Source organism: Pseudomonas sp. GP01-A4, from assembly GCF_058780865.1.
In genome coordinates this window covers 50,658-74,831 of sequence record NZ_JBYSWF010000009.1, presented here as the reverse complement: position 1 = coordinate 74,831, position 24,174 = coordinate 50,658, and the positions used below count along the sequence as shown (strand labels likewise).

Genomic DNA, 24,174 nt, shown 5'->3' with positions numbered 1-24,174 from the left:
GTATGCAGTTGGACCCCGCCAGCGGTTGGTGCCAGGGCATTCGCCATTGCCCCTCGCCCAACTTCAACGAGCGCCCCGGTGGCGAGATTTCCCTGTTGGTGGTGCACAACATCAGCCTGCCACCGGCGCAATTCGCCACCGGCAAGGTGCACGAGTTTTTCCAGAATCGCCTGGATGTCACGGAACATCCCTACTTTGAAGGTATTGCCGACCTACGGGTTTCTGCGCATTTTCTGATTGAGCGTGATGGCGCGGTGACGCAGTTTGTCTCGTGCCGGGACCGGGCCTGGCATGCCGGGGTATCGAGCTTCGAGGGGCGTGAGACGTGTAACGACTTTTCCCTGGGGATCGAGCTGGAGGGCACTGATGACCTGCCCTTCACCGATGCCCAGTATCAATCCCTGATCGCCCTGACGCGCCAGTTGCTGGCGGCGTACACGGGCATTACCCGCCAGCGCATTTGTGGCCATAGCGATATCGCCCCGGGACGCAAGACCGACCCCGGACCCGAATTTGATTGGGCGCGCTTTCGCAGCGCCTTGCAGGATGGAGGACACGCACAATGAGTTTTCTGGTGTTGGTGCTGGCGGTATGGATCGAGAAGTTCTCGGCCCTGCGTCACCGAATACAACGTGATGGCGGTTGGTTGCGGGAACTGGCCAAGCTGGAGTCGAGCGCCAGCCTGGGCAAGCAGCCGTGGCTGATCCTCACATTGCTGGTGCTGCTGCCGGTGGCCTTGCTTGCGTTGTTGTTGCTGGTGCTGGAGCCAGTGGCCTATGGCCTGTTGGCGCTGCCGGTGCACTTGCTGGTGGTGATCTACAGCCTGGGCCGTGGCGATCTCCTGGCCGGATTGGGCCCGTTCCGTGATGCCTGGCGCCGGGGTGACCTGCAAGCGGCCGAACATGTGGCCGAACGTGACTTGAGCATCAGTGCCGACAGTGGTGAGCAGTTGCTGGAGCGGGTCCAGGGCCATCTGTTGTGGCAGGCCTACCAAAGCTTCTTCGCGGTGATTTTCTGGTACTTCCTCCTCGGGCCGGTGGCCGCCCTGGCCTACCGTCTGCTGGCGCTGGCGACCGAGAACAGCAAGAACCCACTGGTGGCCGAGCGTGCCGGGCAATTGCGCCATGCCTTCGACTGGTTGCCGGTACGTTTGCTGGCGGCGAGTTTCGCCCTGGTCGGCAACTTTGTGGCGGTCGGCCGGGTGATGCTGCATGAGCTGCTGAGCTGGGACATCAGTGCTGCGCAACTGGTGGAGAAGGTGGGCCTGGTGGCCGCGGAGATCCCGCCACCGGTGGTAGGCGCCGAGGGCATCAACAGCCTTGATCGTATCTGGGAGTTGCTGCTGCGTGCCGCCGTGCTGTGGTACGCCGGCTTTGCCATCTGGACCGTGCTGCCCTGATTTGCCCCCCCTGTAGGAGCGGGCAAGCTCGCTCCTACCTCGTTAACCTTAAGTTACAAACCTCCTTTTCGAATTGAGCTATACAGACAGAGCGCCAAATAGTGGCTATCTGCCGCCGCCCTGCGCCCTCAATAAAAATAAAAGAAAAGGGAGTTCACCTGTGAAGAGCTTGCTCTATCCCGCCGTCGCGTTCATGAACCGCCTGACCTTCGGCATGAAGTTCAGCCTTATCAGCGTGCTGTTCCTGTTCCCGATGCTGGCCACCAACTACTACCTGGTGCGCGATTCCTGGCGTGAATTCCAGGGCACTCGCATCGAGCTGCAAAGCCTCGACCTGCTGGGAAGCAGCCTGGCCCTGCGCCGCGACCTGGAAACCCTGAACAACCAGGTACAGATCAACGCAACCCTCGGCCAATCAGGCAAGGCCGGTGATATCGAAAACAAAATCACCGCCCTCGAAGACAGCCTGCTGCAGCGCCTGCAAAGCTTCCACGCCCTGTCCGCCGACCCTGAGCAGGCCGCCGCCTTCGAAGCCAAGCGCGATGAAATGATCGCCGCCTTCAAGGCCCAGCAACAGGAAACTTCACTGCTCAGCAAAAGCGCGCTGATCGGCAAACTCCTCAACAAGGCGCAGATGCTCAGCCAGATCATCGCCAGCCAGTCGGGTTTGAGCCGTGACCCCCAGGGCGACCTGCGCCAACTCAGTGAACTGATCACCAGCGTCACCCCGCAAGTCACCCAGACCCTGGGGGAAGGCCGGGCCATGGGGGCTTATTCGTTGGGCCAGGGTTTTCTCAATTCGTCGTCCAGCACTCGTTTTGACGAGCTGCTGCAGCAACTGGAAAAGCTCCAGGCGGAATACGGCCTGAAACTGCAGGATGCCCTCGGCTCCAGCAAGCCCGCCCACGCAGCGTTGGCGAGCCTGGCGGACGCGAGCAAGGCCAGCCTCAAGCAAGGCAGTGAGTTGTTCGAAGAGCAGGTCGTGGTGGCCGAAACCCTCGACGCCCCATGGCAAGGCTTCTACGACGACGTCAGCACGTTGATGGCCAAGACCTATCAGCTCGACGAAGCCACCCTGACCTTTCTCGAGCAGCAACTGGAGCAACGTCTGTCAGAAAACCGCACGCACATGATCGGATTGGTGGCGGCACTGGCGTCGGTGTTTTTGCTGATCTTCTATTTGTATGCCGGTTTCTACGCCTCCACCCGCACCACCTTGCGCCGCCTGGGGGCGACGATGGACAAGGTGGCGGCCGGTGACATGACCGTCACCTTCATCGCCCACAGCCGCGACGAACTGGGGGATTTGGGCCAGGTGTTCAACGCTACCGTGGCCAAGATCCATGACCTGATCGAGCGGGTAGGGCACACCGTCAACCAGGTCGAACACCAGGCCGGGCAAGTGGAGTCGGTCTCGGCCAGCAGCAACCAGGCGGTGTCCGGCCAACGCAGCCAGATCGAGCAGGTGGCGACCGCCATGAACCAGATGTCCTCCACTGCCCAGGAAGTGGCGCGCAGTGCAGCGGCGGCGGTCAGCAGCGCCCACAGCGTCAACGATGAAACCGTCAGCGGACGCGGCCTGGTGCAGTCCCAGCAAGGCAGTATCGCGGCGTTGGCTTCGGAGATCGATCAATCGGTACGGGTCATCAACCAATTGGCCATCGACAGCCAATCCATCAGTCGCGTACTGGAAGTGATCAAGAGCATTGCTGAACAGACCAATCTGCTGGCGTTGAATGCCGCCATCGAGGCCGCGCGCGCCGGTGAGCAAGGACGCGGTTTCGCCGTGGTGGCCGATGAGGTGCGCACTTTGGCCCGGCGCACCCAGCACTCCACCGAGGAAATCGAGCAGATGATTGCCAAGCTCCACAGCGGTGTCGGCGCTGCGGTGAAGGCCATGGGCACCAGCCACGAGATGGCCAATGGCACGGTGGGGCAGTCGGAAAAAGTCCAGCAGGCCCTCGAAAACATCCTCGGCGCGGTAGGCATGATCGTCGACCAGAACCAGCAGATTGCCGCCGCCGTCGAACAGCAGACTGCCGTGGCCCATGACATCGATCAGAACATCGTCGAGATCAATCGCGCCGGTGAACATGCAGCGCAGGGCGCGCACCAGACTGAAGAGGCCAGCCGGCAATTGTCCTTGCAAGTGATCGAGCTGAAGCAGTTGATCGGGGCCTTTCGAGTGTGAGGCATGGCCAGGCATGCATCGGGGATGGGCCCCTACCAGTTGAACAGCTCGCAGGCATTGCGGGTGCTCGCCTCGGCCAGCGCTGAGGAGCTGATGCCCATGCGCTCCGCCAGGGCGGCACAGATGTCTGGCAGGTGTTCGGGGCTGTTGCGCTGGCCGGGGTACATCACGGGGGCCATGTCCGGTGAGTCGGTTTCCAGCACCACGCTTTCCAGCGGCAGCCGGGCGATCACCTTGTGCATACGCAGGGCTTGCGGCCATGTGGCCGCGCCGCCCAGGCCCAGTTTGAAGCCGAGCTTGGTGTACTCGCGGGCCTCTTCCTGGCTGCCGGCAAACGCGTGGATGATTCCGCCTCGTGGCAGCCGAATGCGCTTGAGGGTGGCGATCACGGCAGCGTGGCTGCGGCGCACATGCAGCAGCGCCGGCAGTTGGAAATCCACCGCCAGCTTCAGTTGCGCTTCAAACAGGCTTTGCTGGCGTTCGCGGTCCAGCTGTTCGAGGAAATAATCCAGGCCGATTTCGCCCACCGCGCACAGTTGCCGGTGGCCGTTCAGGCGGGTCAGCCAGTCGCCCAGTTCCGTCAGGTCGGCGGGGCGATGGTCGTCGAGATACACCGGGTGCAGGCCGAAGGCGGCGAATAAATCCGCGTCGGTTTGCACCAGGTCCCACAACCGTTGCCAATTCTGCTGGTAGACCCCGAGCACCACCATCCTGCGCACGCCCAGGCGGCGACTGCGGCTCAGGACTTCGCGGCGGTCCGTATCGAAGTCCGGAAAATCCAGATGGGTGTGGCTGTCGATCAGCTCCACACCGCTTACTCCGAGTGAATCCGCTGCTTGAACGTTCGGCCGATGGCATGCACGCCGGGTTCGTAGTGCTGTTCTTCAATGGCCGCCAGCGCCAGGCGCAGCGCGGTGTCGGCAATCAACTGATGCTGCTGGGCCATGGCATTCACCGGCAGCGGCAGGAAATCCAGCAGTTGGGTGTCGCCAAACGTCCCCAGTCGCAGTGGCCGGGATTTGAGCGGGAAGTCATGCAGCGCGTCAAACACCCCTTGCAGCAGGACGTAGGACGTAGTCACCAGTGCGTCAGGCAAATGCCCCAGGCTTTGCAGCAACTGCTCCATCAGCTGTCGGCCACAGTCGCGGCTGAACGACTCGCCTTGTTCGATCAGCACTTCGCCGCTGAAGTCTTTCAGCGCTTGCTTGAAACCGGCGGTACGTTCCTGGCTGATGCTCAGCTCTGGCCGCGCGCCGATCAACACGATCTGCTTGGGCAGCGGGTGCAGCAGGCTGCTGGTCAATTGCTGGCAGGCCTGGCGATCATCGCTGACCACCGAGCAAAACTGCGTAGACTCCATCACCCGGTCGATGGCGATCACCGGCAAACCCTTGGCTTGCAGTTCGCGGTAGCTGTCGTCGGTGGCCGGCAGGCAGCTGGCGACAAACAGCGCATCGCAACGGCGGGCGCGGAACAGTTGCAGCAGTTGCCGCTCACTGTTGGCTTCGTCGTCGGAGCTGGCGATCAGCAATTGATAGCCGCGGGCACGGGCGCCTTGTTCGAGCAGCTTGGCGATGCGTGCGTAACTGGGGTTTTCCAGGTCCGGCAGGATAAAACCCAGGGTACGGGTGTGCCGGCTGCGCAGCCCGGCGGCCTGGGGGTTGGGCGTAAAGCCATGTTCTTCAACCACGGCGCGCACCCGTTCGACGGTTGCGCTGCTGATCCGTTGCTGTTCGGCCTTGCCATTGATGACGTAGCTGGCGGTGGTCACAGACACACCGGCAATGCGCGCGATATCACTGAGTTTCAAACCGGGATTTCCTTGTTTTTTAGAGCTTGCCCCGACATTTTGTCCAATCGTAACCGATTACTGCAGGCGACCATTGTCGCAACTCAACAGCCGAGTGGCTCTTCAATCATGGGAAATTAACGCGTAATCTGCCATAAATTCTAGATTAAACGTTTCAGCAAGCGTATTTTTACGATTATCGCGACGAGTGTGGTCCTGCCAACTGACCACTCAGTCAATTTTATTCGAACGCTTTTGCACTGATTTATTCAAAATAATACCTAGTGCGCCCGCCGCACTAACTAGGAGAACGGCATGCTTGAGCTCACCCACGAGCAGATATCCATGGGCCAGACGGCTGTGGATAAGTCTGCTGCCTTGCAACTGCTCGCTGAAAAACTGGTGGCCGATGGCCTGGTCGCCGAGGGTTACCTCAGTGGCTTGCAAGCGCGTGAAGCCCAAGGCTCGACCTTTCTCGGCCAGGGTATCGCCATCCCCCACGGCACCCCCGAAACACGCGACCAGGTGTTCGCCACCGGCGTGCGCCTGCTGCAATTTCCCGACGGCGTGGATTGGGGCGATGGCCAGATCGTTTACCTGGCGATCGGCATTGCCGCCAAATCCGACGAACACCTGCGCCTGCTGCAACTGCTGACCCGCGCCCTCGGCGAGACCGACCTGGGCCAGGCCCTGCGTCGCGCCAGTTCTGCCGAAGCCTTGCTGAAACTGCTGCAAGGCGCGCCGCAGGAGCTGGCGCTGGACGCACAGATGATTGGCCTGGGCGTGTCGGCTGATGATTTCGAAGAACTGGTGTGGAGAGGCGCACGCCTGTTGCGCCAGGCCGATTGCGTGAGCAATGGCTTTGCCGCCGTGCTGCAACAAGTCGACGCGCTGCCCCTGGGCGATGGCCTGTGGTGGCTGCACAGCGAGCAGACGGTGAAGCGTCCCGGCCTGGCCTTCGTCACCCCGGACAAACCCGTGCGTTACCTGGGCCAGCCCTTGAGCGGCCTGTTCTGCCTGGCCAGCCTCGGCGAGGCCCACCAGACCTTGCTCGAACGCCTGTGTGCCTTGCTGATCGAAGGCCGTGGCCAGGAACTCGGCCGCGCCACCAGTAGCCGCGCCGTATTGGAAGTGCTCGGCGGTGAACTGCCAGCCGACTGGCCAAGCGTGCGCATTGCCCTGGCCAACGCCCACGGGCTGCATGCGCGCCCGGCGAAGATCCTCGCGCAATTGGCGAAAAGTTTTGCCGGTGAAATCCGTGTGCGCATCGTCGATGGAGACGTCGGCGCGGTATCGGTAAAAAGCCTGAGCAAGTTGCTCAGCCTCGGTGCGCGTCGCGGCCAGGTATTGGAGTTTGTCGCTGAGCCAACCATTGCCGGTGACGCCTTGCCCGCCTTGCTGGCGGCAGTGGAAGACGGCCTCGGCGAAGAAGTCGAGCCGTTGCCGGCAGTCAGCGCCCAACAAGCCGTGGCCGAGATCGAACCGGTCATCAGCGCGCCAGTGTCCGGCAGCCTGATCCAGGCCATCGCCGCCGCCCCCGGCATTGCGATTGGCCCGGCGCATATCCAGGTGCTGCAACCTTTCGAATACCCGCTGCGCGGCGAGTCGCCGGTGATCGAGCGCCAGCGCCTGCACGCGGCATTGACCGACGTGCGCCGGGACATCCAGGGCCTGATCGAGCGCAGCAAATCCAAGGCCATCCGCGAGATCTTCATCACCCACCAGGAGATGCTCGACGACCCGGAACTGACCGACGAAGTCGAGACGCGCCTCAAGCAGGGCGAAAGCGCCGAGGCCGCGTGGATGAGCGTGATCGAAGCCGCCGCCAAACAGCAGGAATCGTTGCAGGACGCCTTGCTCGCCGAGCGCGCTGCCGATCTGCGTGACATTGGCCGCCGCGTGCTGGCACAACTGTGCGGCGTCGAAACCGCCCAGGAGCCGGACGAACCCTACATCCTGGTGATGGACGAAGTGGGTCCCTCGGACGTGGCGCGCCTGGACCCGGTGCGTGTCGCCGGCATCCTCACTGCCCGTGGCGGCGCCACCGCCCACAGCGCCATCGTCGCCCGTGCTTTGGGCATTCCCGCGCTGGTGGGTGCAGGCCCTGCTGTATTGCTGTTGGCTTCGGGCACGCCGTTGTTGCTGGATGGCCAGCGCGGTCGCCTGCATGTGGACGCCGACGCCGCCACCTTGCAGCGCGCCACCGTCGAACGCGACACCCGCGAACAACGTCTGCAAGCCGCCGCCGCCCAACGCCATGAACCGGCCCTGACCCGCGATGGCCATGCCGTCGAAGTGTTCGCCAATATCGGCGAAAGCGCCGGGGTTGCCGGCGCGGTGGAGCAGGGCGCCGAAGGCATCGGCCTGCTGCGCACCGAACTGATTTTCATGGCCCACAAACAAGCGCCCGACGAAGCCACCCAGGAAGCCGAATACCGCCGCGTGCTCGACGGCCTCGGCGGCCGGCCGCTGGTGGTGCGCACCCTTGATGTGGGCGGTGACAAACCGCTGCCTTACTGGCCGATCGCCAAGGAAGAAAACCCCTTCCTCGGCGTGCGCGGCATTCGCCTGACCCTGCAACGCCCGCAGATCATGGAAGCGCAATTGCGCGCACTGTTGCGTTCGGCAGACAACCGTCCACTGCGCATCATGTTCCCGATGGTTGGCAGTGTTGACGAGTGGCGCCAGGCCCGGGACATGACCGAGCGCCTGCGCCTGGAAATCCCGGTGGCCGACCTGCAACTGGGGATCATGATCGAAGTGCCGTCGGCCGCGTTGCTGGCGCCGGTACTGGCCAAGGAAGTGGACTTCTTCAGCGTCGGCACCAACGACCTGACCCAATACACCTTGGCCATCGACCGTGGCCATCCGACGCTGTCGGCCCAGGCTGACGGCCTGCATCCGGCGGTGTTGCAACTGATCGACATCACCGTGCGCGCCGCCCATGCCCATGGCAAATGGGTCGGCGTGTGCGGCGAGCTGGCAGCCGACCCGTTGGCAGTTCCGGTGCTGATCGGCCTGGGAGTGGATGAGCTGAGTGTGTCTGCGCGCAGCATCCCCGAGGTCAAGGCACGGGTGCGTGAATTCAGTCTGAGCGAGGCCCAGGGCCTGGCACAAAAAGCCCTGGCGGTGGGTTCTCCCGCCGAAGTGCGTGCGCTTGTGGAGGCCGTGTAAATGGCAAGGATTTTAAGCCTGACGCTGAACCCGGCGTTGGACCTGACGGTGCGCCTGGCGCGCCTGGAACCGGGCGAGGTCAATCGCAGCGAAGCGATGATCACCCACGCTGCCGGCAAGGGCGTGAACGTGGCCCAGGTGCTGGCGGACCTTGGTCATCAGGTGACCGTGGGCGGCTTTCTTGGTGAGGACAATCCCCAGGCATTCGAGATGCTGATTGCCCGTCGCGGTTTTACCGATGCGTTTATTCGGGTGCCGGGCGAAACCCGCAGCAATATCAAGATCGCCGAGCAGGACGGGCGGGTCACGGATGTCAATGCGCCGGGCCCGTTGGTCAGCGAGCAGGCGCAACACGCACTGCTTGAGCAACTGGCGCGGATTGCTCCCGGCTACGACGCCGTCGTCGTGGCCGGCAGCCTGCCACGCGGCATCACCCCTCAGTGGTTCCAGGGCCTGCTGCAGCAACTGAAAAACCTCGGCTTGAAAGTCGCCCTGGACACCAGCGGCGAAGCGCTGCGCGCCGGATTGAACGCCGGCCCGTGGTTGGTCAAACCCAATACCGAAGAACTGGCCGATGCCCTTGGTCATTCCACAGATGCCATCCGCCAACTGCATCGGCAAGGTGTGGAGCATGTGGTGGTCTCCGACGGTGCCGCGGGTGTGAGCTGGTACAGCCCGGATACCGCGCTGCACGCCACGCCGCCCAAGGTAACCGTGGCCAGTACCGTAGGCGCCGGCGACTCGCTGCTGGCCGGGATGCTTCACGGTTTGCTCAGTGGCGATACGCCGGAGCAGACCCTGGGCCGCGCCACCGCCATTGCCGCGATGGCGGTCACGCAGATCGGCTTTGGCATCACCGACGAAGCGCAGCTTGAGACTTTGCAGAGCGGCGTCCACGTGCGCCCGCTGACAGAACAATAAGAGGGTTGGTCATGAAGTTAGCCATTGTTACTGCCTGCCCGAACGGCATGGTCACCAGTGTGCTGTGCGCCCGCTTGCTGGATGCTGCCGCGCAACGCCAGGGCTGGAGCACCAGCGTCGAAGTGGTCGACGTGCAGCATCCGGAACGCCAATTGTCGGCGGCCACCATTGAAGCCGCCGAGTGGGTATTGCTGGTCAGCAGCACGCCGGTGGACATGCAGCGTTTTGTCGGCAAACGTGTATTCCGCAGCACGCCGGCCCAGGCGTTGCAGGATGTGGACGCGGTGTTGCGTCGCGGGGCCGAGGAGGCCCAGGTGCAGGTGGCTGACGCGGCACCGGCGAAAAGCACGCCGCGTATCGTCGCGATCACCGCGTGCCCGACCGGCGTCGCCCACACCTTCATGGCTGCCGAAGCGTTGCAGCAAACCGCCAAGCGCCTCGGGTATGACTTGCAGGTGGAAACCCAGGGCTCCGTGGGCGCCCGCACGCCGCTGAGTCCCGAGGCGATTCGTGACGCCGACGTGGTACTGCTCGCCGCCGACATCGAAGTCGCCACCGAGCGCTTTGCCGGCAAGAAAATCTATCGCTGCGGCACCGGGATCGCGCTCAAGCAATCCGAGGCGACCCTCAACAAGGCGCTGGCCGAAGGCAAGCAGGAATCCGCTGCCAGTGGTGCCGCTGCCAAACCGGAGAAGACCGGTGTCTACAAACACTTGCTCACCGGCGTGTCGTTCATGCTGCCGATGGTGGTGGCGGGCGGTCTGCTGATCGCCCTGTCATTCGTGTTCGGCATTCATGCCTTTGAAGAAAAAGGCACTCTTGCCGCCGCGCTGAAAACCGTCGGCGACCAGGCGTTCATGCTGATGGTGCCGCTGCTGGCGGGTTACATCGCCTACTCGATTGCCGACCGTCCTGGATTGGCCCCCGGCATGATCGGTGGCCTGCTGGCCAGCACTTTGGGCGCGGGGTTTATCGGCGGTATTTTTGCCGGTTTCCTCGCCGGCTACTGCGTCAAATTCATCAGCCGCGCGATCCGTTTGCCCCAGAGCCTGGAAGCCCTCAAGCCGATCCTGATCATCCCGTTGCTGGCGAGCCTGTTCACGGGTCTTGCGATGATTTACCTGGTTGGGCCGCCGGTGGCGAAGATGCTCACCGGCCTCACGGATTTTCTCAGCACCATGGGCACCACTAACGCCGTGCTGCTGGGCATCTTGCTGGGCGGCATGATGTGCGTCGATCTCGGTGGCCCGATCAACAAGGCGGCCTACGCGTTTTCCGTCGGCCTGCTGGCAGCGCAAAGCGGTGCCCCCATGGCCGCGACCATGGCCGCCGGCATGGTGCCGCCGATTGGCATGGGCATCGCCACCTTCCTGGCGCGGCGCAAGTTTGCCCAGACCGAGCGTGAAGCCGGCAAGGCCGCGCTGATCCTCGGCATGTGCTTTATCTCTGAAGGCGCGATTCCGTTTGCTGCCAAGGACCCGTTGCGGGTAATCCCGGCAAGCATCGCCGGCGGTGCGCTGACCGGTGCGCTGTCGATGTATTTCGGCTGCAAGCTGATGGCGCCCCATGGTGGATTGTTTGTGATGCTGATCCCGAATGCGATCAACCATGCGCTGCTGTACCTGCTGGCGATCGTGGCGGGCAGTTTGTTGACGGCCGTGGTGTATGCATTCCTCAAGCGCCCTGAGACCGTAGAACTTTCTGTCGCACCCGCCCAGGCATAACGCGGTTCATGTAGGAGCTGGCTTGCCTGCGATGCAGGCACCTCGGTGTATCAGCGCAACCGAGTTGAGGCTATCGCAGGCAAGCCAGCTCCCACATTTGACCTCCGTGAGCAATAAGGCCGGTGTCATAACTCGTTCATCCCGTCATGCTTAAGTTTCCCTTTTGCCGTTCGAGAGGGAACCCGCATGAGCCACTTCAATCTCGGCCGCCGCCGCGTGATGCAAGCCGTCGGCGCCGGCCTGTTGCTGCCGGGCCTCGCGCCTGCGGTGATCGCCTCGGTCAAGGATCGCCCGCAACTCACCGACGGCGTGCAGTCCGGCGACCTGCTGGGCGACCGCGCGATGATCTGGAGCCGCAGCGACCGCCCGGCCCGGATGGTAGTGGAGTGGGACACCCGTAGCGTATTCAGCAACCCGCGCAAATTCGTCTCGCCCCTGGCCGACAGCCGCACCGATTTCACCGCCCGTGTCGAACTCACCGGCCTGCCCGTCGACCAGGCGATTTTCTACCGTGTGCACTTTGAAGATGCCCAGACCGGCGTGGCCAGCGAGCCCTGGTTCGGTCACCTGCGCAGCGTGCCGCAGCAGCGCCGGGATATCCGCTTTGTGTGGAGCGGCGACACCGTCGGCCAGGGCTTCGGCATCAACCCGGACATCGGCGGCATGCGCATCTACGAAGCCATGCGCCTGCGTCTGCCGGACTTCTTCATTCACAGCGGCGACACCATCTACGCCGACGGCCCGGTGCCCGCGCAACTGACCACCGAGGACGGACGCATCTGGCGCAACATCACCACCGAAGCCAAAAGCAAAGTCGCTGAAACCCTGAATGAATACCGGGGCAACTACCGCTACAACCTGATGGACGAGAACGTACGTCGCTTCAACGCCGAAGTGCCGCAGATCTGGCAGTGGGACGACCACGAGGTGATCAACAACTGGTCGCCGAGCAAGCAACTGGATGAACGCTACAAGACTCGCGACATCAATACCCTGGTGGGCCGTGCGCGCCAGGCCTGGCTGGAATATTCACCGATGCGCCGGCAAAGCGCCGACCAGGGCGGGCGCATCTATCGCAAGCTCGGCTACGGCCCGTTGCTGGATGTGTTTGTGCTGGACATGCGCAGCTATCGCGGGCCGAACGATGACAACCTTGGCGGTGAAAAACCGTTCCTTGGGCGTGAGCAACTGGACTGGCTGAAGCGCGAATTGAAGGCCTCCCAGGCGCAGTGGAAAGTCATCGCCGCCGACATGCCCATTGGCCTGGGCGTGCCCGACGGTGAGGTCAGCCCCGGCGTGCCGCGTTGGGAAGCGATCGCCAACGGCGACCCGGGCCCGGCCCAGGGGCGCGAGTTGGAAATTGCTGAACTGCTCGCGTTTCTGCGGGCGCAGCAGGTGCGTAATCACGTGTGGCTGACGGCGGATGTGCATTACTGCGCGGCCCATCATTACCATCCGGATCGGGCGGCGTTTCAGGATTTTGAGCCGTTCTGGGAGTTTGTCGCCGGGCCGTTGAATGCCGGGAGTTTCGGGCCTAATCCGCTGGATAAAACCTTTGGCCCGGAAGTGGTGTTCGAGAAGGCGCCGACGGTGCAGAACAGCTCGCCGTTTGCCGGGTTCCAGTTTTTTGGCGAGGTGCAGATTGACGGGCAGACGGCGGAGCTGACGGTGATTTTGCGGGACCTGGATGGGGTTTCGGTGTTTGAACAGAAGCTGGCGCCAGTGTGATTGCAATGCAATCTACCTACTGAAGAAGAGCCAATGTGGGAGCGGGCTTGCTCGCGAAGGCGGTGTGTCAGTCAACAGATGTATGGACTGATCCACTGCCTTCGCGAGCAAGCCCGCTCCCACATTTTGATCGGTGTATCTTCAGGGGGTCAGTAAACATCCCGGCGGTAGCGGCCCTGCTCGATCAAGCGTTCGACGGCTTCGCTGCCCAGCACCTCATGCAGCACCTGATCCACACCCGCCGCCATCCCCTGCAAACTGCCGCAGACGTAAATCGCGGCGCCATCGGCCACCCATTTACGCAGCACATCCGCTGATTCGCGCAGGCGATCCTGCACGTAGATTTTCTCTGCCTGGTCCCGGGAAAAGGCCAGGTCCAGTAGCGCCAGGTCACCGCTGGCCAGCCAGCCTTGCAGCTCATCCTGGCAGTGGTAGTCGTGGGCGATATTGCGTTCGCCAAACAGCAGCCAGTTGCGCTGCTGGCCGTCGGCAACCCGCGCCTTGAGCAGGCTGCGCAACCCGGCAAGGCCGGTGCCGTTGCCCAACAGGATCATCGGGAGCGGCTCGGTCGGCAGATGGAAGCCACTGTTGCGCCGCACTCGCAGGCTGATGGTCGAACCCAGCGGTGCATGTTCGGTCAACCAGCCGGAACCCACGCCCACGCTGCCATCGGGGTGACGCTCCTGGCGCACGATCAGCTCCAGCACACCGTCGCTGGCAATCGAGGCGATGGAGTATTCGCGCATGCCCAGCGGCACCAGTGCATTGACCAGCGCCTGGGCATGCAGGCCCACCAGGTGTGCGCGATTGTCCGGCAGTTGGCGGCCGGCCAGGGCCTGGTCGAGGGTGTGTGCAAGGCCGTCGACTACCACACCTTCGCTGCCGGCCAGTCCCAGGCCTTCCAGGAAGTGTTCGATGGCCCATGGGCAATTGCGTGGCAGCACTTCCACCAGGTCGCCGGCCAGCCAGTCCCGGGGGGCTGGCGGGGTGAGCCCGAGCAAATAGACGCCGGAGCCACTGCTGTGCGGGTTGAGCAGGGTGCGTTGCTTCAGGGTCCAGTTTTCATAGGTCGCGCTGGCCCACGCCGCAGCGGGTGCATGGCCGGTCAGTTGGCCCAGTTGTTGTTGCCAGTGCAGCAACGCATCGGTGTCGCCGCTGTCGACTTCCACCGGGGCGAACAGCGGGTTGCCGCCCTGGTTGGTCAGCCAGAAATGCAGGCGCCGGGCGAAGCCGCAGAAGTGTTGGTACTGGCGATCACCCAGGGCCAACACCGAGTAGTTCAGGCCCTTGAGGGACAGGTCCTGGCCGAGCACGCTGCGCTCGAAACCGCGGGCGCTGTCCGGTGCCTCGCCGTCGCCGAAGGTGCTGACCACGAACAGCGCATGGCTCGATTGGCGCAAATCCTCTTCGCTGACGCTGCCCAGCGACTGCACGTTCACTGGCACGCCGGCGGCCTGCAACTGCCCGGCGGTCTGCCAGGCCAGTTGCTCGGCAAAGCCGCTCTGGCTGGCAAAGCCGATCAGCCAGGCCGGCGCGTCGCTGTGGTTGCCGGTCAGGCCTTTGCGGGCATCGCGCACCTGGCGTTTCTTGCGGCGGCGGTCCAGGTACAACAGCCAGCCGGTGATGAAGAACAGCGGCATCAGCAGCGCACTGAACGTCAGGATGATCCGGCCGGGCAGGCCGAAGTAGCTGCCGGTGTGCAGCGCATAGATACTGGTCAGGATCTGCGCCTTGAAGCTTTTGCCGGCGTAGGTGTCATGGGATTTGACTTCGCCGGTGGCCGGGTCGAGGTTGATCTGGTTCAGCGCGCGATCGTGGGGCGAGGTCTTCAGCAGGTAGTAGACGGTGGCGGGTTGGCCGGCGACCGCGGGCATGCGGATGTTGTAGCCGCTCAAGCCGGGGCCGGCGTTGCTGTAGATGCTGCTCCAGATCGCGGCGTAATTGGCCACCGGCGCAGGCCCTTCGGGGGCCGGGCCGCGCTTGCGTACGCGTTCGTTCTGCGGCGCGTCGGACAGCAGTCTGGTCATGCCGTTGCTGTACCACTCGTAGGACCAGAACAGTCCGGTCAGTGCCGCCAGAAGATAGAACAGCAGGCACCAGGTGCCGAATACCGAGTGCAGGTCCCAGTTGAAACTGCGGCCTTTCTTGCGCCAGTCCACCGCCAGCCATGCACGCCAGCTTGCCACCTGGCGCGGCCAGCGCAGGTACAGGCCCGAGAGGCAGAAGAACACCAGGATCAGCGTGCAGGCGCCGGTGATTTGCCGGCCGGTGTCGCCGATGGCGAGGAAGCGGTGCAGTTGCAGCACGAAACCGAAGAATTCCTGGCCGACGGCATCGCCCAGGTAGTCGCCGGTGTACGGGTCGAAGTAGCGCATCTGCCCGCGACGTTCACCGGGCGGTGGGGTGAACCAGACCTTGGCCGCGTTGGTGCTGTCAGGCTGCACCGTGAGCATCGACACGACTTTGCCTTCACGGGCTTCCAGCAGGTGCACCAGTTCAGCGGGCGGCAGTACCCCGGCCGGACGCTTTTCCACCGTCAACACCGTCGGGTTCAGCAACTCGATGATTTCATCCTGGAACGACACCGTCGCGCCGGTGATCCCCATCAAGGCCAACACCAGCCCGGCGGTAATGCCGAAGAACCAATGCAACTGGAACAGGGTTTTCTTCAACACGTCGTACGGCCTCGTCATCAGGTTAGGTGTTTCACGGCGCGCATTATGCCGCGAGTTGTCGAGAAACATTCTTTTTTACACGCAAAAACCCCACGCATCCGATGCGTGGGGTTTCGTGCAGTCATTTGTATCGGTTTAGAAATGGAAACTGGTGGTCAGCAGGGCCGTACGACCGGCTGCCTGGTTGGCAAAATGCGAGGCATAGGCCTTGTCGTAGTAGGTCTTGTCGGTGAGGTTCTGCACGTTCAACTGCAGGTCGACGTTCTTGGTCAGCTTGTAGCTGGCCATGGCGTCGTAGCGGGTGTAGGACGGCACGTAGACGGTGTTGCCCGCATCGCCGTAGACCTCGTCGACATAGAACGCGCCGCCGCCGATGGTGAGCTTCGGTGTCACGTCATACGTCGTCCACAGGCTGAAGGTGTTCTTCGGCGTGTTGGGCATCTGGTTGCCTTTGTTCGAGCCGGCACTGACGACACCGTTACGACCGTTCAGGCCCGGGTCCACCAGTTCGCTTTTCAGGTAGCTGTAGCCGGCGAACACTTGCCATTGATCGGTCAGCTTGCCGCTGGCGGAAAGCTCCAGGCCGTCGACGCGGGATTCGCCACCGTTTTCATAGGTCAGCGCGTCCACCAGGATCCGCGTGTTTTTCTTCTCGGTGCGGAACACCGCGGCGGTCAGGGACAGGCGGTCGTGGAACATGTCCCACTTGGTGCCCAGCTCGTAGTTGACGGTCTCTTCCGGTTTCAGGTCGCTGGTGGCGGCGCCGGCAGACAGCGGGTTGCCGTCGGCGCCTTCACCTACCAGGCCGCCGGCCGGTGAGGCCGAGGTGGCGTAGGAGGCATAGATGCTGCCGTTTTCAACCGGCTTCCAGACCAGGCCCGCCTGCCAGTTGAAGAACTGGCTGTCGTTCTTGATCTTGCTGCGGGCCTTGACGGTGGCGGTCGGCACCGCATTGGTGTTGGCCACGGTGTCGAAGGTGTCGTAGCGCAGGCCGACGTTCAGCAGCCATTTCGGGTCCAGCTCGATGGTGTCGAACACATAGGCGGCACGGCTGGTGGCCTTGGTGTTGGTGCCGTTGTAGTTGCGCGCAATGCTGCCGGTCCAGGCATCGTCCGGGTTCGGGTTGCCCAGCGAGGTGCACTGGCCGCCTTTGCCGGGCGCCGGGCAACCGGGGTTGCTGTTCGGGCTGACGGTGTAGCCGCTGTAGCGGGTTTCTTCGCCGGTGAATTCCAGCCCGGTGGAGTAGGTGTTCTTGAAGCCCAGCGCCTGGAAGCTGCCAAACAGATCGGTCTGGTTGGTGGTGGTCTCGGTGGTGGACACGCGGGTGTTCGCGCGGCGCCACACGGTGCCGAACTGGTTGACGTTGTGCTGGCTGTCGTCGGGTTGCGTGACGATATAGTCCTGGCCGGTGTTGCCGTGGCGCAGGGTGTTTTTCAGCGTCATGTTGTCGTTCAGGTCGTGCTCGATGGAGAACGTGCTGATGTCGGCGCGGGTCTTGCGGAAGTCGCGATCCTTGAGGCCGTAGAAGTTGTTGCTGTCGCCGCCGTCGGTTGGCTTGTCATGCACGTGGGCGGCTCTTGCGCCGCTGTTGCTGTAGCCATACGGAATGCCCGAATCCGGCAGGTCGTTGCTTTCCATGTGGTAGTAGCTGAAGTTGACTCGGGTCGGAGTGCCCAGGCCGAAGGTCAGCGACGGCGCCACGCCCCAGCGGTCGTAGTTGACGGCATCACGCCCGGCGACGTTCTGTTCGTGGCTCATCAGGTTCAGGCGGAAGGCCGCGCTGTCGAGGAACTGACGGTTGACGTCGAGCACATAGCGGCGGGTCTGGTCGGAGCCGTAGGTGAAGCCACCGTTGGTGAAGTCCCGCGCCTGTGGCGTCTTGCTCACCAGGTTGAGGCTGCCGCCGGCCGAGCCGCGGCCGCCGAATGACGAGTTGGGGCCTTTGCTGACTTCGATGGATTCGATGTCGAAGATCTCGCGGCTCTGGCCGCCCGTGTCGCGCACGCCGTCGAGGTAGGTATCGCCCTGGGCGTCGAAGCCGCGAATGAACGGACGGTCGCCCTGCGGGTTGCCGCCTTCACCGGCGCCGAAGGTAATCCCCGGCACGGTGCGCAAGGCGTCCTGCAACGAGGTGGCGGCGGTGTCCTTGAGCACTTGCTGCGGTACGACGGTGACCGAGCGAGGAGTATCTACCAGCGGCGCGGTGTACTTCTGCGAGGAGGCTTTTTCGACCTGGTAGGACGTGCTGTCCTGTTCCTGGCCGGTGATGCTGGTGGCTCCCAGGGAAATGCTGTTGCGCTCGCCTTTCTGCTCGGTGTCTTCAGCAGCTTGCGCCAGTTGGGCGGCAGAGCTGGCGCTGATGGCAACGCCGATGGCCGAGGCCAGCAAACGTGGTGAACTGGCAGGTGTTTTTATCGAAGTGCGCGGCATGAGTGTGTCCTTTCCCCAAGGAGGTGAGGCCGCGGAATATAGGGAGAACAAGACTTCATATCAATTGCGATACATTACTATTCGCACTGAATTTACGTTCTTTACACTTTTTGCTTACGGTTTTTACGATCTCGTTCGTCCTTTGGGCGGGAGTAGGGTTGTACACAGTCAATAAGAATCACTACCATTGGCGCCTCACTGTTTTCAGGTAATGCCTCCATGTTGCTGCACATTCCCGGCCTGTTCTCTCGCGAGGAAGTGCTGCGCATCCGCGAAGCCCTGGCGCACACCGAATGGGCCGACGGCAAAATCACTGCCGGGCACCAATCGGCCAAGGCCAAACACAACCTGCAACTGCCGGAAGGCCACCCGCTGGCAAAGGAAATCGGCGCGGCTATCCTCGATCGACTGTGGAAAAATCCGCTGTTCATGTCGGCGGCGTTACCGCACAAGGTCTTCCCGCCATTGCTCAACTGTTACACCGCCGGCGGCAGTTTCGACTTCCATATCGACAACGCCGTGCGCCAGTCCAAGGGCAGCCACGAGCGGGTGCGCACTGACCTTTCCTCCACCGTATTTTTCAGCGACCCCGACGACTACGACGGCGGCGAGCTGGAAATCCAGGACACCTTCGGCCTGCAGCGGGTCAAGTTGCCGGCGGGCGACATGGTGCTGTACCCCGGCTCCAGCCTGCACAAGGTCAACGCCGTGACCCGCGGCGCGCGCTACGCCTCGTTTTTCTGGACCCAAAGCCTGGTGCGCGAGGACAGCCAGCGCACCTTGCTGTTCGAGATGGACGGGGCGATCCAGCAACTGAGCCGCGACGTGCCCGACCACCCCGCGCTGATCCAGCTCACCGGCACCTATCACAACCTGCTGCGCCGCTGGGTTGAGGTCTGACCGTGGGCTTTTTATTGCGCCGTGAAGAAGTCCTCAACGTTGAGCAATTGCAGAGCATGCTCGACGACTCCCCGGTGCGCGCCGCCCAGGCGATTTTGATCGCCGCGAAAGAGGGCGTGGTGGATGCCCAGGCGCTGCTCGGGCAAATCCTGCTGGAAGGGCGCGGCATCGAGCGCGATGAAGCACTGGCAATGCGCTGGTTCCGCATCGCCGCCAAGGGCGGGCATTTGATGGCGCGCAATATGCTCGGGCGTTGCCTGGAGCATGGCTGGGGTTGCGAGGCGGATGCCGTGGCGGCGGCCCGGGAATATCGTCGGGCGGCCGAGGCCGGGCTGGATTGGGGTTTGTACAACTACGCTAACCTGCTGGCGACCGGGCGCGGGGTTGCCGAGGATCAAACCCAGGCGCTGGCGTGTTATCGACAGGCCGCGGAACTGGGCCATGCCAAGTCGATGAACCTGCTGGGGCGTTATCTGGAAGAAGGGCAGTACTGCCCGAGGGATCTGGAGGCGGCGGTGGCGTGGTATCGCCAGTCAGCAGAAGGCGGGGATTTTCGCGGGCAGTTCAGTTATGCGGCGGTGTTGGCGGACCGGGGCGAGATAGAAACGGCACTGGAATGGTTGCGCAAGGCACTGGCGGGCGGGAATTTGAAGTTCTTGCGGGTGGCGCACAAGGCGTTGTGTGCCGCCAATGAGCCGCAGATACGGGCAATGGCCGAGATCTATCAAGAGCATGCGATTGAACTTGATCGTTCCCACGCGCTGCGTGGAAATGCCGCCCTGGACGCTCTGCGTCCGCTCTAACGGCGTGACGCAGAGCGTCACCGGATGCGTTCCCACGCAGAGCGTGGGAACGATCAGGGCGTGCGTTTACAGGTAGAACGATTTCAATGGCGGGAAGCCATTGAATTCAACTGCGCTGTAGCTGGTGGTGTACGCACCGGTGGACAACCAGTACATCCGGTCACCAATCGCCAGGTTCAGCGGCAGGCCGTACTTGTAGTTCTCGTACATGATGTCGGCGCTGTCGCAGGTCGGGCCGGCGATGACCACTTCTTCCATCTCGCCTTTCTTCTCGGTCCAGATCGGGAACTTGATGGCTTCGTCCATGGTTTCGATCAGGCCGGAGAATTTGCCCACGTCGGTGTATACCCAGCGCTCGACGGCGGTGCGGGATTTACGCGCAACCAGTACCACTTCGCTGACCAGGATCCCGGCGTTGGCGATCAACGAACGGCCCGGCTCCAGGATGATTTCCGGCAGATCGTCACCGAAGTCTTCCTTGAGGAAGCGGATGATTTCCTCGGCGTAGGTTTCCAGGCTGTTGGTGCGGGTGATGTAGTTGGCCGGGAAGCCGCCGCCCATGTTGATCAGCTTCAGGTGGATGCCGTCTTCTTCCTTCAGGCGCTCGAAGATCACTTTGACCTTGGCAATCGCCGCGTCCCACACGCTGATGTCACGCTGCTGCGAGCCGACGTGGAAGGAGATGCCGTAAGGCACCAGGCCCAGGTCGCGGGCGAGAATCAGCAGGTCCATGGCCATGTCGGTCTGGCAGCCGAATTTGCGCGACAGCGGCCAGTCGGCCGTGGTCGAGCCTTCGGTGAGGATACGTACATACACTTTCGAACCCGGGGCGGCCTTGGCGATATTGCGCAGGTCGGCTTCGGAGTCGGTGGAGAACAGGCGCACGCCCTTCTCGTAGAAGTAACGGATGTCCTTGGATTTCTTGATGGTGTTGCCGTAGCTGATACGGTCGGGGCTGACGCCGCGGTCCATGACCTTGTCCAGCTCGTAGATCGACGCGATGTCGAAGCTCGAACCCTTGTCCTTGAGCAGGTCGATGATCTCGACGGCCGGGTTGGCCTTGACGGCGTAATACACCTTGGCGAATTCGAAACCGGCGCGCAGGTCATCGTAGGCCTGGCTGATCATCGCGGTGTCGATCACCACGAACGGGGTTTCCTGGGTGTCGGCGAACGCCTTCATTTTGTCAAAAGTGGCGCGCGCGAAATAGTCTTCGACCTGGATCGACATGCTGGGAACTCCTACTGGCAAACTAGATTGATCAATGGGTGCAAATGAACGTCCTCCGTATCCCCACTTTGGTTCGCCTACTTCCCAAGGCATGTCGCCGAAAGCAAAAAGGCCATGGGATCAACCGCTTCCCTTGGCCTTGCTGTCTCGTCGTCAGTACTTGAGCCGGATGGATCGTTTCCAGCATGGACGTTCGGCGCGAACTTTAGGACGTGAGGGGCTATAGATCAACTAAAAATGTCGCGTTTTTGCACGCGTTCGTCGTGCGGCCGCGTGCAGCTACTTATGTAACCGACCGGTATGACGGATTGATGTTCCCCGGTAGGGGCAATTTGAGGTGTTGCGGGTACAGTGAAGATCCAATGTGGGAGCGGGCTTGCTCGCGAAGGCGGTGTATCAGCCAATGCATCCGGTGACTGACACTCCGCCTTCGCGAGCAAGCCCGCTCCCACATTTTGACCGCTGTGTGTCAGGTCAGGCCAGTGCTGTCTCGGCAGGCGACACAATGCTGGTCTTGCCCCCACGGGACTTACCGGAACTCAGATACTCGGCAATCGACTCCTGGGTCACTTCCCCCAGGAACACCCGCTCCGCATCCATCACCGGCAACCACGAGCGGTTGAACTCGTACATGCGCGACAGCAGGATGCGCAAATGCTCGTCATACGCCGCCGTGGCGTTGAATTCCCGCAGGTACTGGCCGCAGGTACCGGTCTGACGATGCAGGTCGCGACGTCGCACATAACCCAGGGCCTTGTTCTCGGCATCGGTGACCACCACGTAGCGACGGTCCAACTCATCCATCTGCTCCAGGGCCTCCGCCACCGGGGTTTCCGGGCTGACCGACGGCGCGTTGTCCGCCGCATCTTCAGCCTTCACCAGCAGCAGGCGCTTGAGGGTGCTGTCCTGGCCAACGAAGTTGCTGACGAATTCGTCGGCAGGGTGGGCCAGCAGGGTGTCCGGGTGGTCGATCTGCAGCAGCTTGCCGGCGCGGAAGATCGCGATCTTGTCACCCAGCTTGATGGCTTCGTCGATGTCGTGGCTGACCATGATCACGGTCTTGTTCAGCGCGCGCTGCATCTCGAAAAACTCGTTCTGGATCATCTCGCGGTTGATCGGGTCGACCGCGCCGAACGGCTCATCCATCAGCAGCAACGGCGCATCCGCCGCCAGGGCGCGGATCACGCCGATCCGCTGTTGCTGGCCGCCGGACAGTTCACGCGGGTAGCGATGCAGGTACTGCTTGGGTTCGAGCTTGATCATGCTCATCAACTCGCGGGCGCGGTCGTGGCATTTCTGCTTGTCCCAGCCCAGCAGCTTGGGCACCACCACGATGTTCTCTTCGATGGTCATGTTCGGGAACAGACCGATCTGCTGGATCACGTAGCCGATGTTGCGACGCAGGGTCACTTCGTCGAGGTCGGTGGTGTCTTCGCCGTTGATCAGGATCTTGCCGGAGGTCGGCTTGATCAGGCGGTTGATCATCTTCAGCGTGGTGCTCTTGCCGCAGCCCGAGGGGCCGAGGAATACGCAAATTTCGCCTTCGTTGACGGTCAGGCTTACGGAATCAACGGCGGTGATGGTCTTGCCGTTGCTTTGGAAGGTCTTGGTCAGGTTTTGAAGTTCGATCATTTGAGCAGTCCTTTTGGAGTCAGCGTGCGTTGCAGCCATTGCAGAAGCAGGTCGGCGAAGATGGCCAGGAGACTGACCAGCACGGCGCCAACGATCAGCATCGACATGTCGCTGCGGCTGATGGAAGCCAGAATAAGTACACCCAGGCCACCGGCGCCGATGGTGGCGGCGATGGTCATCACACCAATGTTCATGACGACGGCGGTGCGCACACCGGCGAGGATCACCGGTACGGCAATCGGTAGCTCGACCATGCGCAAGCGCTGGCCGAAGGTCATGCCGATGCCTTTGGCGGCCTCGCGAATGCCTGGCTCAACGCCGGTGAGGGCGAGGTAGGTGTTACGCATGATGGGCAACAGGGAATAGAGGAACACGGCGGTGATCGCCGGCATCGGCCCCAGGCCCTGGCCGAACTTGGAGTAGAACGGCAGCAGCAGGCCGAACAGCGCAATCGACGGCACGGTCAGCAACACCGTGGCACTGGCTTGCAATGGGCCGGCGAGCGTCGGGAAGCGGGTCATCAGCACGCCCAGGGGCACGCCGACGACGATTGCGAGGATCACTGCAATGCCGACCAGGGTGATGTGCTGCCAGGTCAGGTGCAGGACTTGGGCCCAATCAAGATGGGAAAAGGCGTTCAGGAATTCCATGTCTTCTCCTCTTAGTTGATCGGATGCTGGCGCAGGAAATCTGCGGCCACGGCGGACGGGCTTTCGTGGTCGACGTCGACCCGCGCGTTCAGCTGGCGCATGGTTTCGTCGTCGAACAGCGCAGCCAGTGGCTTGAGATCAGCGGCCAGTTGCGGATGGGCATCGAGGTAAACCTGACGCACCACCGGCGCGGCGGTGTAGTCCGGGAAGTAGTGCTTGTCGTCTTCCAGCAGCTTCAATTTGAAGGCGTTCAGGCGACCGTCGGTGGTGTAGACCAAGCCGGCAAACACCTGGCCATTACGCAGCGCGGTGTACACCAGGCCGGCGTCCATCTGCCGGGTGTTCTTGCGGGTCAGGTTCATGTCGTACAGCTTGACCATGCCGGCCATGCCGTCGGAACGGTTGGCGAACTCGGTGTCCAGGGCCACCAGGCGGTTTTCCTTGGTTTTCTCGGCCAGTGCCGCGGTCAGGTCGCTGATGCTGTTGATCTGCGGGAATTCCTTGGCCACGTTCTCTGGCAGGGCCAGGGCGTAGGTGTTGCTGAATTTCGACGGGGAGAGCCAGACCAGGCCTTTTTTCGCGTCGAGTTCTTTCACTCGGGCGTAGGACTGTTCGCTGTCGAGCTTCTCGTCGACGTGGTTGTAGGCCACCAGCGACACGCCGGTGTATTCCCAGATCAGGTCCAGTTGCCCGCTTTCCTGGGCACTGCGTGCCAGGTTGCTGCCCAGGCCGCCGGTCACACGGGTGTCGTAACCCTTGGTGCGCAGGTACTGGGAGGTGATTTCGGCGAGCAGGGTCTGTTCAGTGAACACCCGGGCACCGATGCGGATGACCGGTTTTTCAGCGGCTTGCGCAAACCCTGCGAACAGCAGGACGCAGCTCAATATCAATGTCAGTTTTTTCATGTGAATTCCTGTTTCAGGCCCAA

At 62.5% G+C, this 24,174-nt stretch carries 17 protein-coding genes and 1 pseudogene; 10 read left to right on the top strand and 8 right to left on the bottom strand.

Annotated elements, in window-relative coordinates:
• Window positions 1-2: 2 nt before the first annotated feature.
• The 4 genes and pseudogenes from ampD to AC3WKX_RS08385 all read left to right on the top strand — a co-directional run bounded on the left by ampD (window position 3) and on the right by AC3WKX_RS08385 (window position 3,590).
• On the top strand, window positions 3-566 hold the full coding sequence (gene ampD, locus AC3WKX_RS08400; RefSeq protein ID WP_003215934.1) for a 1,6-anhydro-N-acetylmuramyl-L-alanine amidase AmpD: 564 nt from the start codon (window positions 3-5) through the stop codon (window positions 564-566).
• A complete protein-coding gene (ampE, locus tag AC3WKX_RS08395; RefSeq protein ID WP_003215936.1) occupies window positions 563-1,399 on the top strand; it encodes a regulatory signaling modulator protein AmpE in 837 nt (278 codons plus the stop codon). The genes ampD and ampE overlap by 4 nt, the downstream gene beginning before the upstream one ends.
• 193 nt (window positions 1,400-1,592) lie before the next feature.
• Window positions 1,593-2,684, top strand: a pseudogene (locus tag AC3WKX_RS08390) (methyl-accepting chemotaxis protein); the annotation flags it as partial.
• Window positions 2,661-3,590, top strand: coding sequence for a methyl-accepting chemotaxis protein (locus tag AC3WKX_RS08385; protein ID WP_371135982.1), 930 nt, complete (start codon window positions 2,661-2,663; stop codon window positions 3,588-3,590). The pseudogene AC3WKX_RS08390 and the gene AC3WKX_RS08385, both read left to right, overlap by 24 nt.
• A 32-nt stretch (window positions 3,591-3,622) precedes the next feature.
• Here AC3WKX_RS08385 and AC3WKX_RS08380 read toward each other — a convergent pair whose 3' ends face one another.
• Window positions 3,623-4,399 carry a TatD family hydrolase gene (locus AC3WKX_RS08380; RefSeq protein ID WP_102369919.1) on the bottom strand — a complete coding sequence of 259 codons (777 nt, stop codon included), beginning with the start codon at window positions 4,397-4,399 and terminating at the stop codon, window positions 3,623-3,625.
• A gap of 5 nt (window positions 4,400-4,404) precedes the next feature.
• Entirely contained in the window at window positions 4,405-5,400 is a 996-nt protein-coding gene (gene cra / locus AC3WKX_RS08375; protein ID WP_102604570.1) for a catabolite repressor/activator, read from the bottom strand.
• 294 nt (window positions 5,401-5,694) lie between these two features.
• On the opposite strand from cra, the gene ptsP reads away from it, so the two are divergent.
• The 4 genes from ptsP to AC3WKX_RS08355 all read left to right on the top strand — a co-directional run bounded on the left by ptsP (window position 5,695) and on the right by AC3WKX_RS08355 (window position 12,926).
• The gene (gene ptsP / locus AC3WKX_RS08370; protein ID WP_102604569.1) at window positions 5,695-8,553 is read left to right on the top strand and encodes a phosphoenolpyruvate--protein phosphotransferase; all 2,859 of its coding nucleotides are present in this window, start codon (window positions 5,695-5,697) and stop codon (window positions 8,551-8,553) included.
• Window positions 8,554-9,474 (top strand): 1-phosphofructokinase, encoded by a 921-nt coding sequence (gene pfkB / locus AC3WKX_RS08365; protein WP_087694617.1) that lies wholly within the window; start codon window positions 8,554-8,556, stop codon window positions 9,472-9,474.
• 11 nt (window positions 9,475-9,485) lie between these two features.
• A complete protein-coding gene (locus AC3WKX_RS08360; protein ID WP_008437280.1) occupies window positions 9,486-11,198 on the top strand; it encodes a PTS fructose-like transporter subunit IIB in 1,713 nt (570 codons plus the stop codon).
• A 186-nt stretch (window positions 11,199-11,384) separates the two neighbouring features.
• A complete protein-coding gene (locus AC3WKX_RS08355) occupies window positions 11,385-12,926 on the top strand; it encodes an alkaline phosphatase D family protein (RefSeq protein WP_008437279.1) in 1,542 nt (513 codons plus the stop codon).
• A 149-nt stretch (window positions 12,927-13,075) separates the two neighbouring features.
• Here the strand turns inward: AC3WKX_RS08355 and AC3WKX_RS08350 are convergent, their stop codons facing one another.
• Window positions 13,076-15,601: a PepSY domain-containing protein gene (locus tag AC3WKX_RS08350; protein WP_102604579.1), complete on the bottom strand. Its 2,526-nt coding sequence runs from the start codon at window positions 15,599-15,601 to the stop codon at window positions 13,076-13,078.
• 135 nt (window positions 15,602-15,736) lie between these two features.
• Window positions 15,737-18,031: a TonB-dependent receptor gene (locus AC3WKX_RS08345; protein WP_102604568.1), complete on the bottom strand. Its 2,295-nt coding sequence runs from the start codon at window positions 18,029-18,031 to the stop codon at window positions 15,737-15,739.
• Between the two features lie 219 nt (window positions 18,032-18,250).
• Between AC3WKX_RS08345 and AC3WKX_RS08340 the strand changes: the two genes are divergently transcribed.
• Window positions 18,251-18,931: a Fe2+-dependent dioxygenase gene (locus AC3WKX_RS08340; protein WP_008437276.1), complete on the top strand. Its 681-nt coding sequence runs from the start codon at window positions 18,251-18,253 to the stop codon at window positions 18,929-18,931.
• Between the two features lie 2 nt (window positions 18,932-18,933).
• The gene (locus AC3WKX_RS08335) at window positions 18,934-19,734 is read left to right on the top strand and encodes a tetratricopeptide repeat protein (protein WP_102604567.1); all 801 of its coding nucleotides are present in this window, start codon (window positions 18,934-18,936) and stop codon (window positions 19,732-19,734) included.
• Between the two features lie 66 nt (window positions 19,735-19,800).
• Here the strand turns inward: AC3WKX_RS08335 and AC3WKX_RS08330 are convergent, their stop codons facing one another.
• The 4 genes from AC3WKX_RS08330 to AC3WKX_RS08315 form a co-directional block, all read right to left on the bottom strand.
• The gene (locus AC3WKX_RS08330) at window positions 19,801-20,964 is read right to left on the bottom strand and encodes a type III PLP-dependent enzyme (protein WP_003215969.1); all 1,164 of its coding nucleotides are present in this window, start codon (window positions 20,962-20,964) and stop codon (window positions 19,801-19,803) included.
• A gap of 474 nt (window positions 20,965-21,438) precedes the next feature.
• Window positions 21,439-22,596: an osmoprotectant ABC transporter ATP-binding protein OsmV gene (locus AC3WKX_RS08325; protein WP_003215971.1), complete on the bottom strand. Its 1,158-nt coding sequence runs from the start codon at window positions 22,594-22,596 to the stop codon at window positions 21,439-21,441.
• Window positions 22,593-23,246 carry an ABC transporter permease gene (locus tag AC3WKX_RS08320; protein ID WP_003215973.1) on the bottom strand — a complete coding sequence of 218 codons (654 nt, stop codon included), beginning with the start codon at window positions 23,244-23,246 and terminating at the stop codon, window positions 22,593-22,595. Before AC3WKX_RS08320 ends, AC3WKX_RS08325 begins: the two co-directional genes overlap by 4 nt.
• A gap of 11 nt (window positions 23,247-23,257) precedes the next feature.
• The gene (locus AC3WKX_RS08315; protein ID WP_003215975.1) at window positions 23,258-24,151 is read right to left on the bottom strand and encodes a glycine betaine ABC transporter substrate-binding protein; all 894 of its coding nucleotides are present in this window, start codon (window positions 24,149-24,151) and stop codon (window positions 23,258-23,260) included.
• Between the last annotated feature and the right edge of the window lie 23 nt (window positions 24,152-24,174).

Excerpts from the sequence above, each read along its gene's own strand:
- pfkB (WP_087694617.1), top strand. The coding sequence starts at position 8,554 with ATGGCAAGGATTTTAAGCCTGACGCTGAACCCGGCGTTGGACCTGACG.
- AC3WKX_RS08360 (WP_008437280.1), top strand. The coding sequence starts at position 9,486 with ATGAAGTTAGCCATTGTTACTGCCTGCCCGAACGGCATGGTCACCAGT.
- AC3WKX_RS08355 (WP_008437279.1), top strand. The coding sequence starts at position 11,385 with ATGAGCCACTTCAATCTCGGCCGCCGCCGCGTGATGCAAGCCGTCGGC.
- AC3WKX_RS08320 (WP_003215973.1), bottom strand. The coding sequence starts at position 23,246 with ATGGAATTCCTGAACGCCTTTTCCCATCTTGATTGGGCCCAAGTCCTG.
- AC3WKX_RS08385 (WP_371135982.1), top strand. The coding sequence starts at position 2,661 with ATGACCGTCACCTTCATCGCCCACAGCCGCGACGAACTGGGGGATTTG.
- AC3WKX_RS08325 (WP_003215971.1), bottom strand. The coding sequence starts at position 22,596 with ATGATCGAACTTCAAAACCTGACCAAGACCTTCCAAAGCAACGGCAAG.
- AC3WKX_RS08340 (WP_008437276.1), top strand. The coding sequence starts at position 18,251 with ATGTTGCTGCACATTCCCGGCCTGTTCTCTCGCGAGGAAGTGCTGCGC.
- ampD (WP_003215934.1), top strand. The coding sequence starts at position 3 with ATGCAGTTGGACCCCGCCAGCGGTTGGTGCCAGGGCATTCGCCATTGC.
- AC3WKX_RS08345 (WP_102604568.1), bottom strand. The coding sequence starts at position 18,031 with ATGCCGCGCACTTCGATAAAAACACCTGCCAGTTCACCACGTTTGCTG.
- AC3WKX_RS08315 (WP_003215975.1), bottom strand. The coding sequence starts at position 24,151 with ATGAAAAAACTGACATTGATATTGAGCTGCGTCCTGCTGTTCGCAGGG.
- ptsP (WP_102604569.1), top strand. The coding sequence starts at position 5,695 with ATGCTTGAGCTCACCCACGAGCAGATATCCATGGGCCAGACGGCTGTG.
- AC3WKX_RS08330 (WP_003215969.1), bottom strand. The coding sequence starts at position 20,964 with ATGTCGATCCAGGTCGAAGACTATTTCGCGCGCGCCACTTTTGACAAA.
- ampE (WP_003215936.1), top strand. The coding sequence starts at position 563 with ATGAGTTTTCTGGTGTTGGTGCTGGCGGTATGGATCGAGAAGTTCTCG.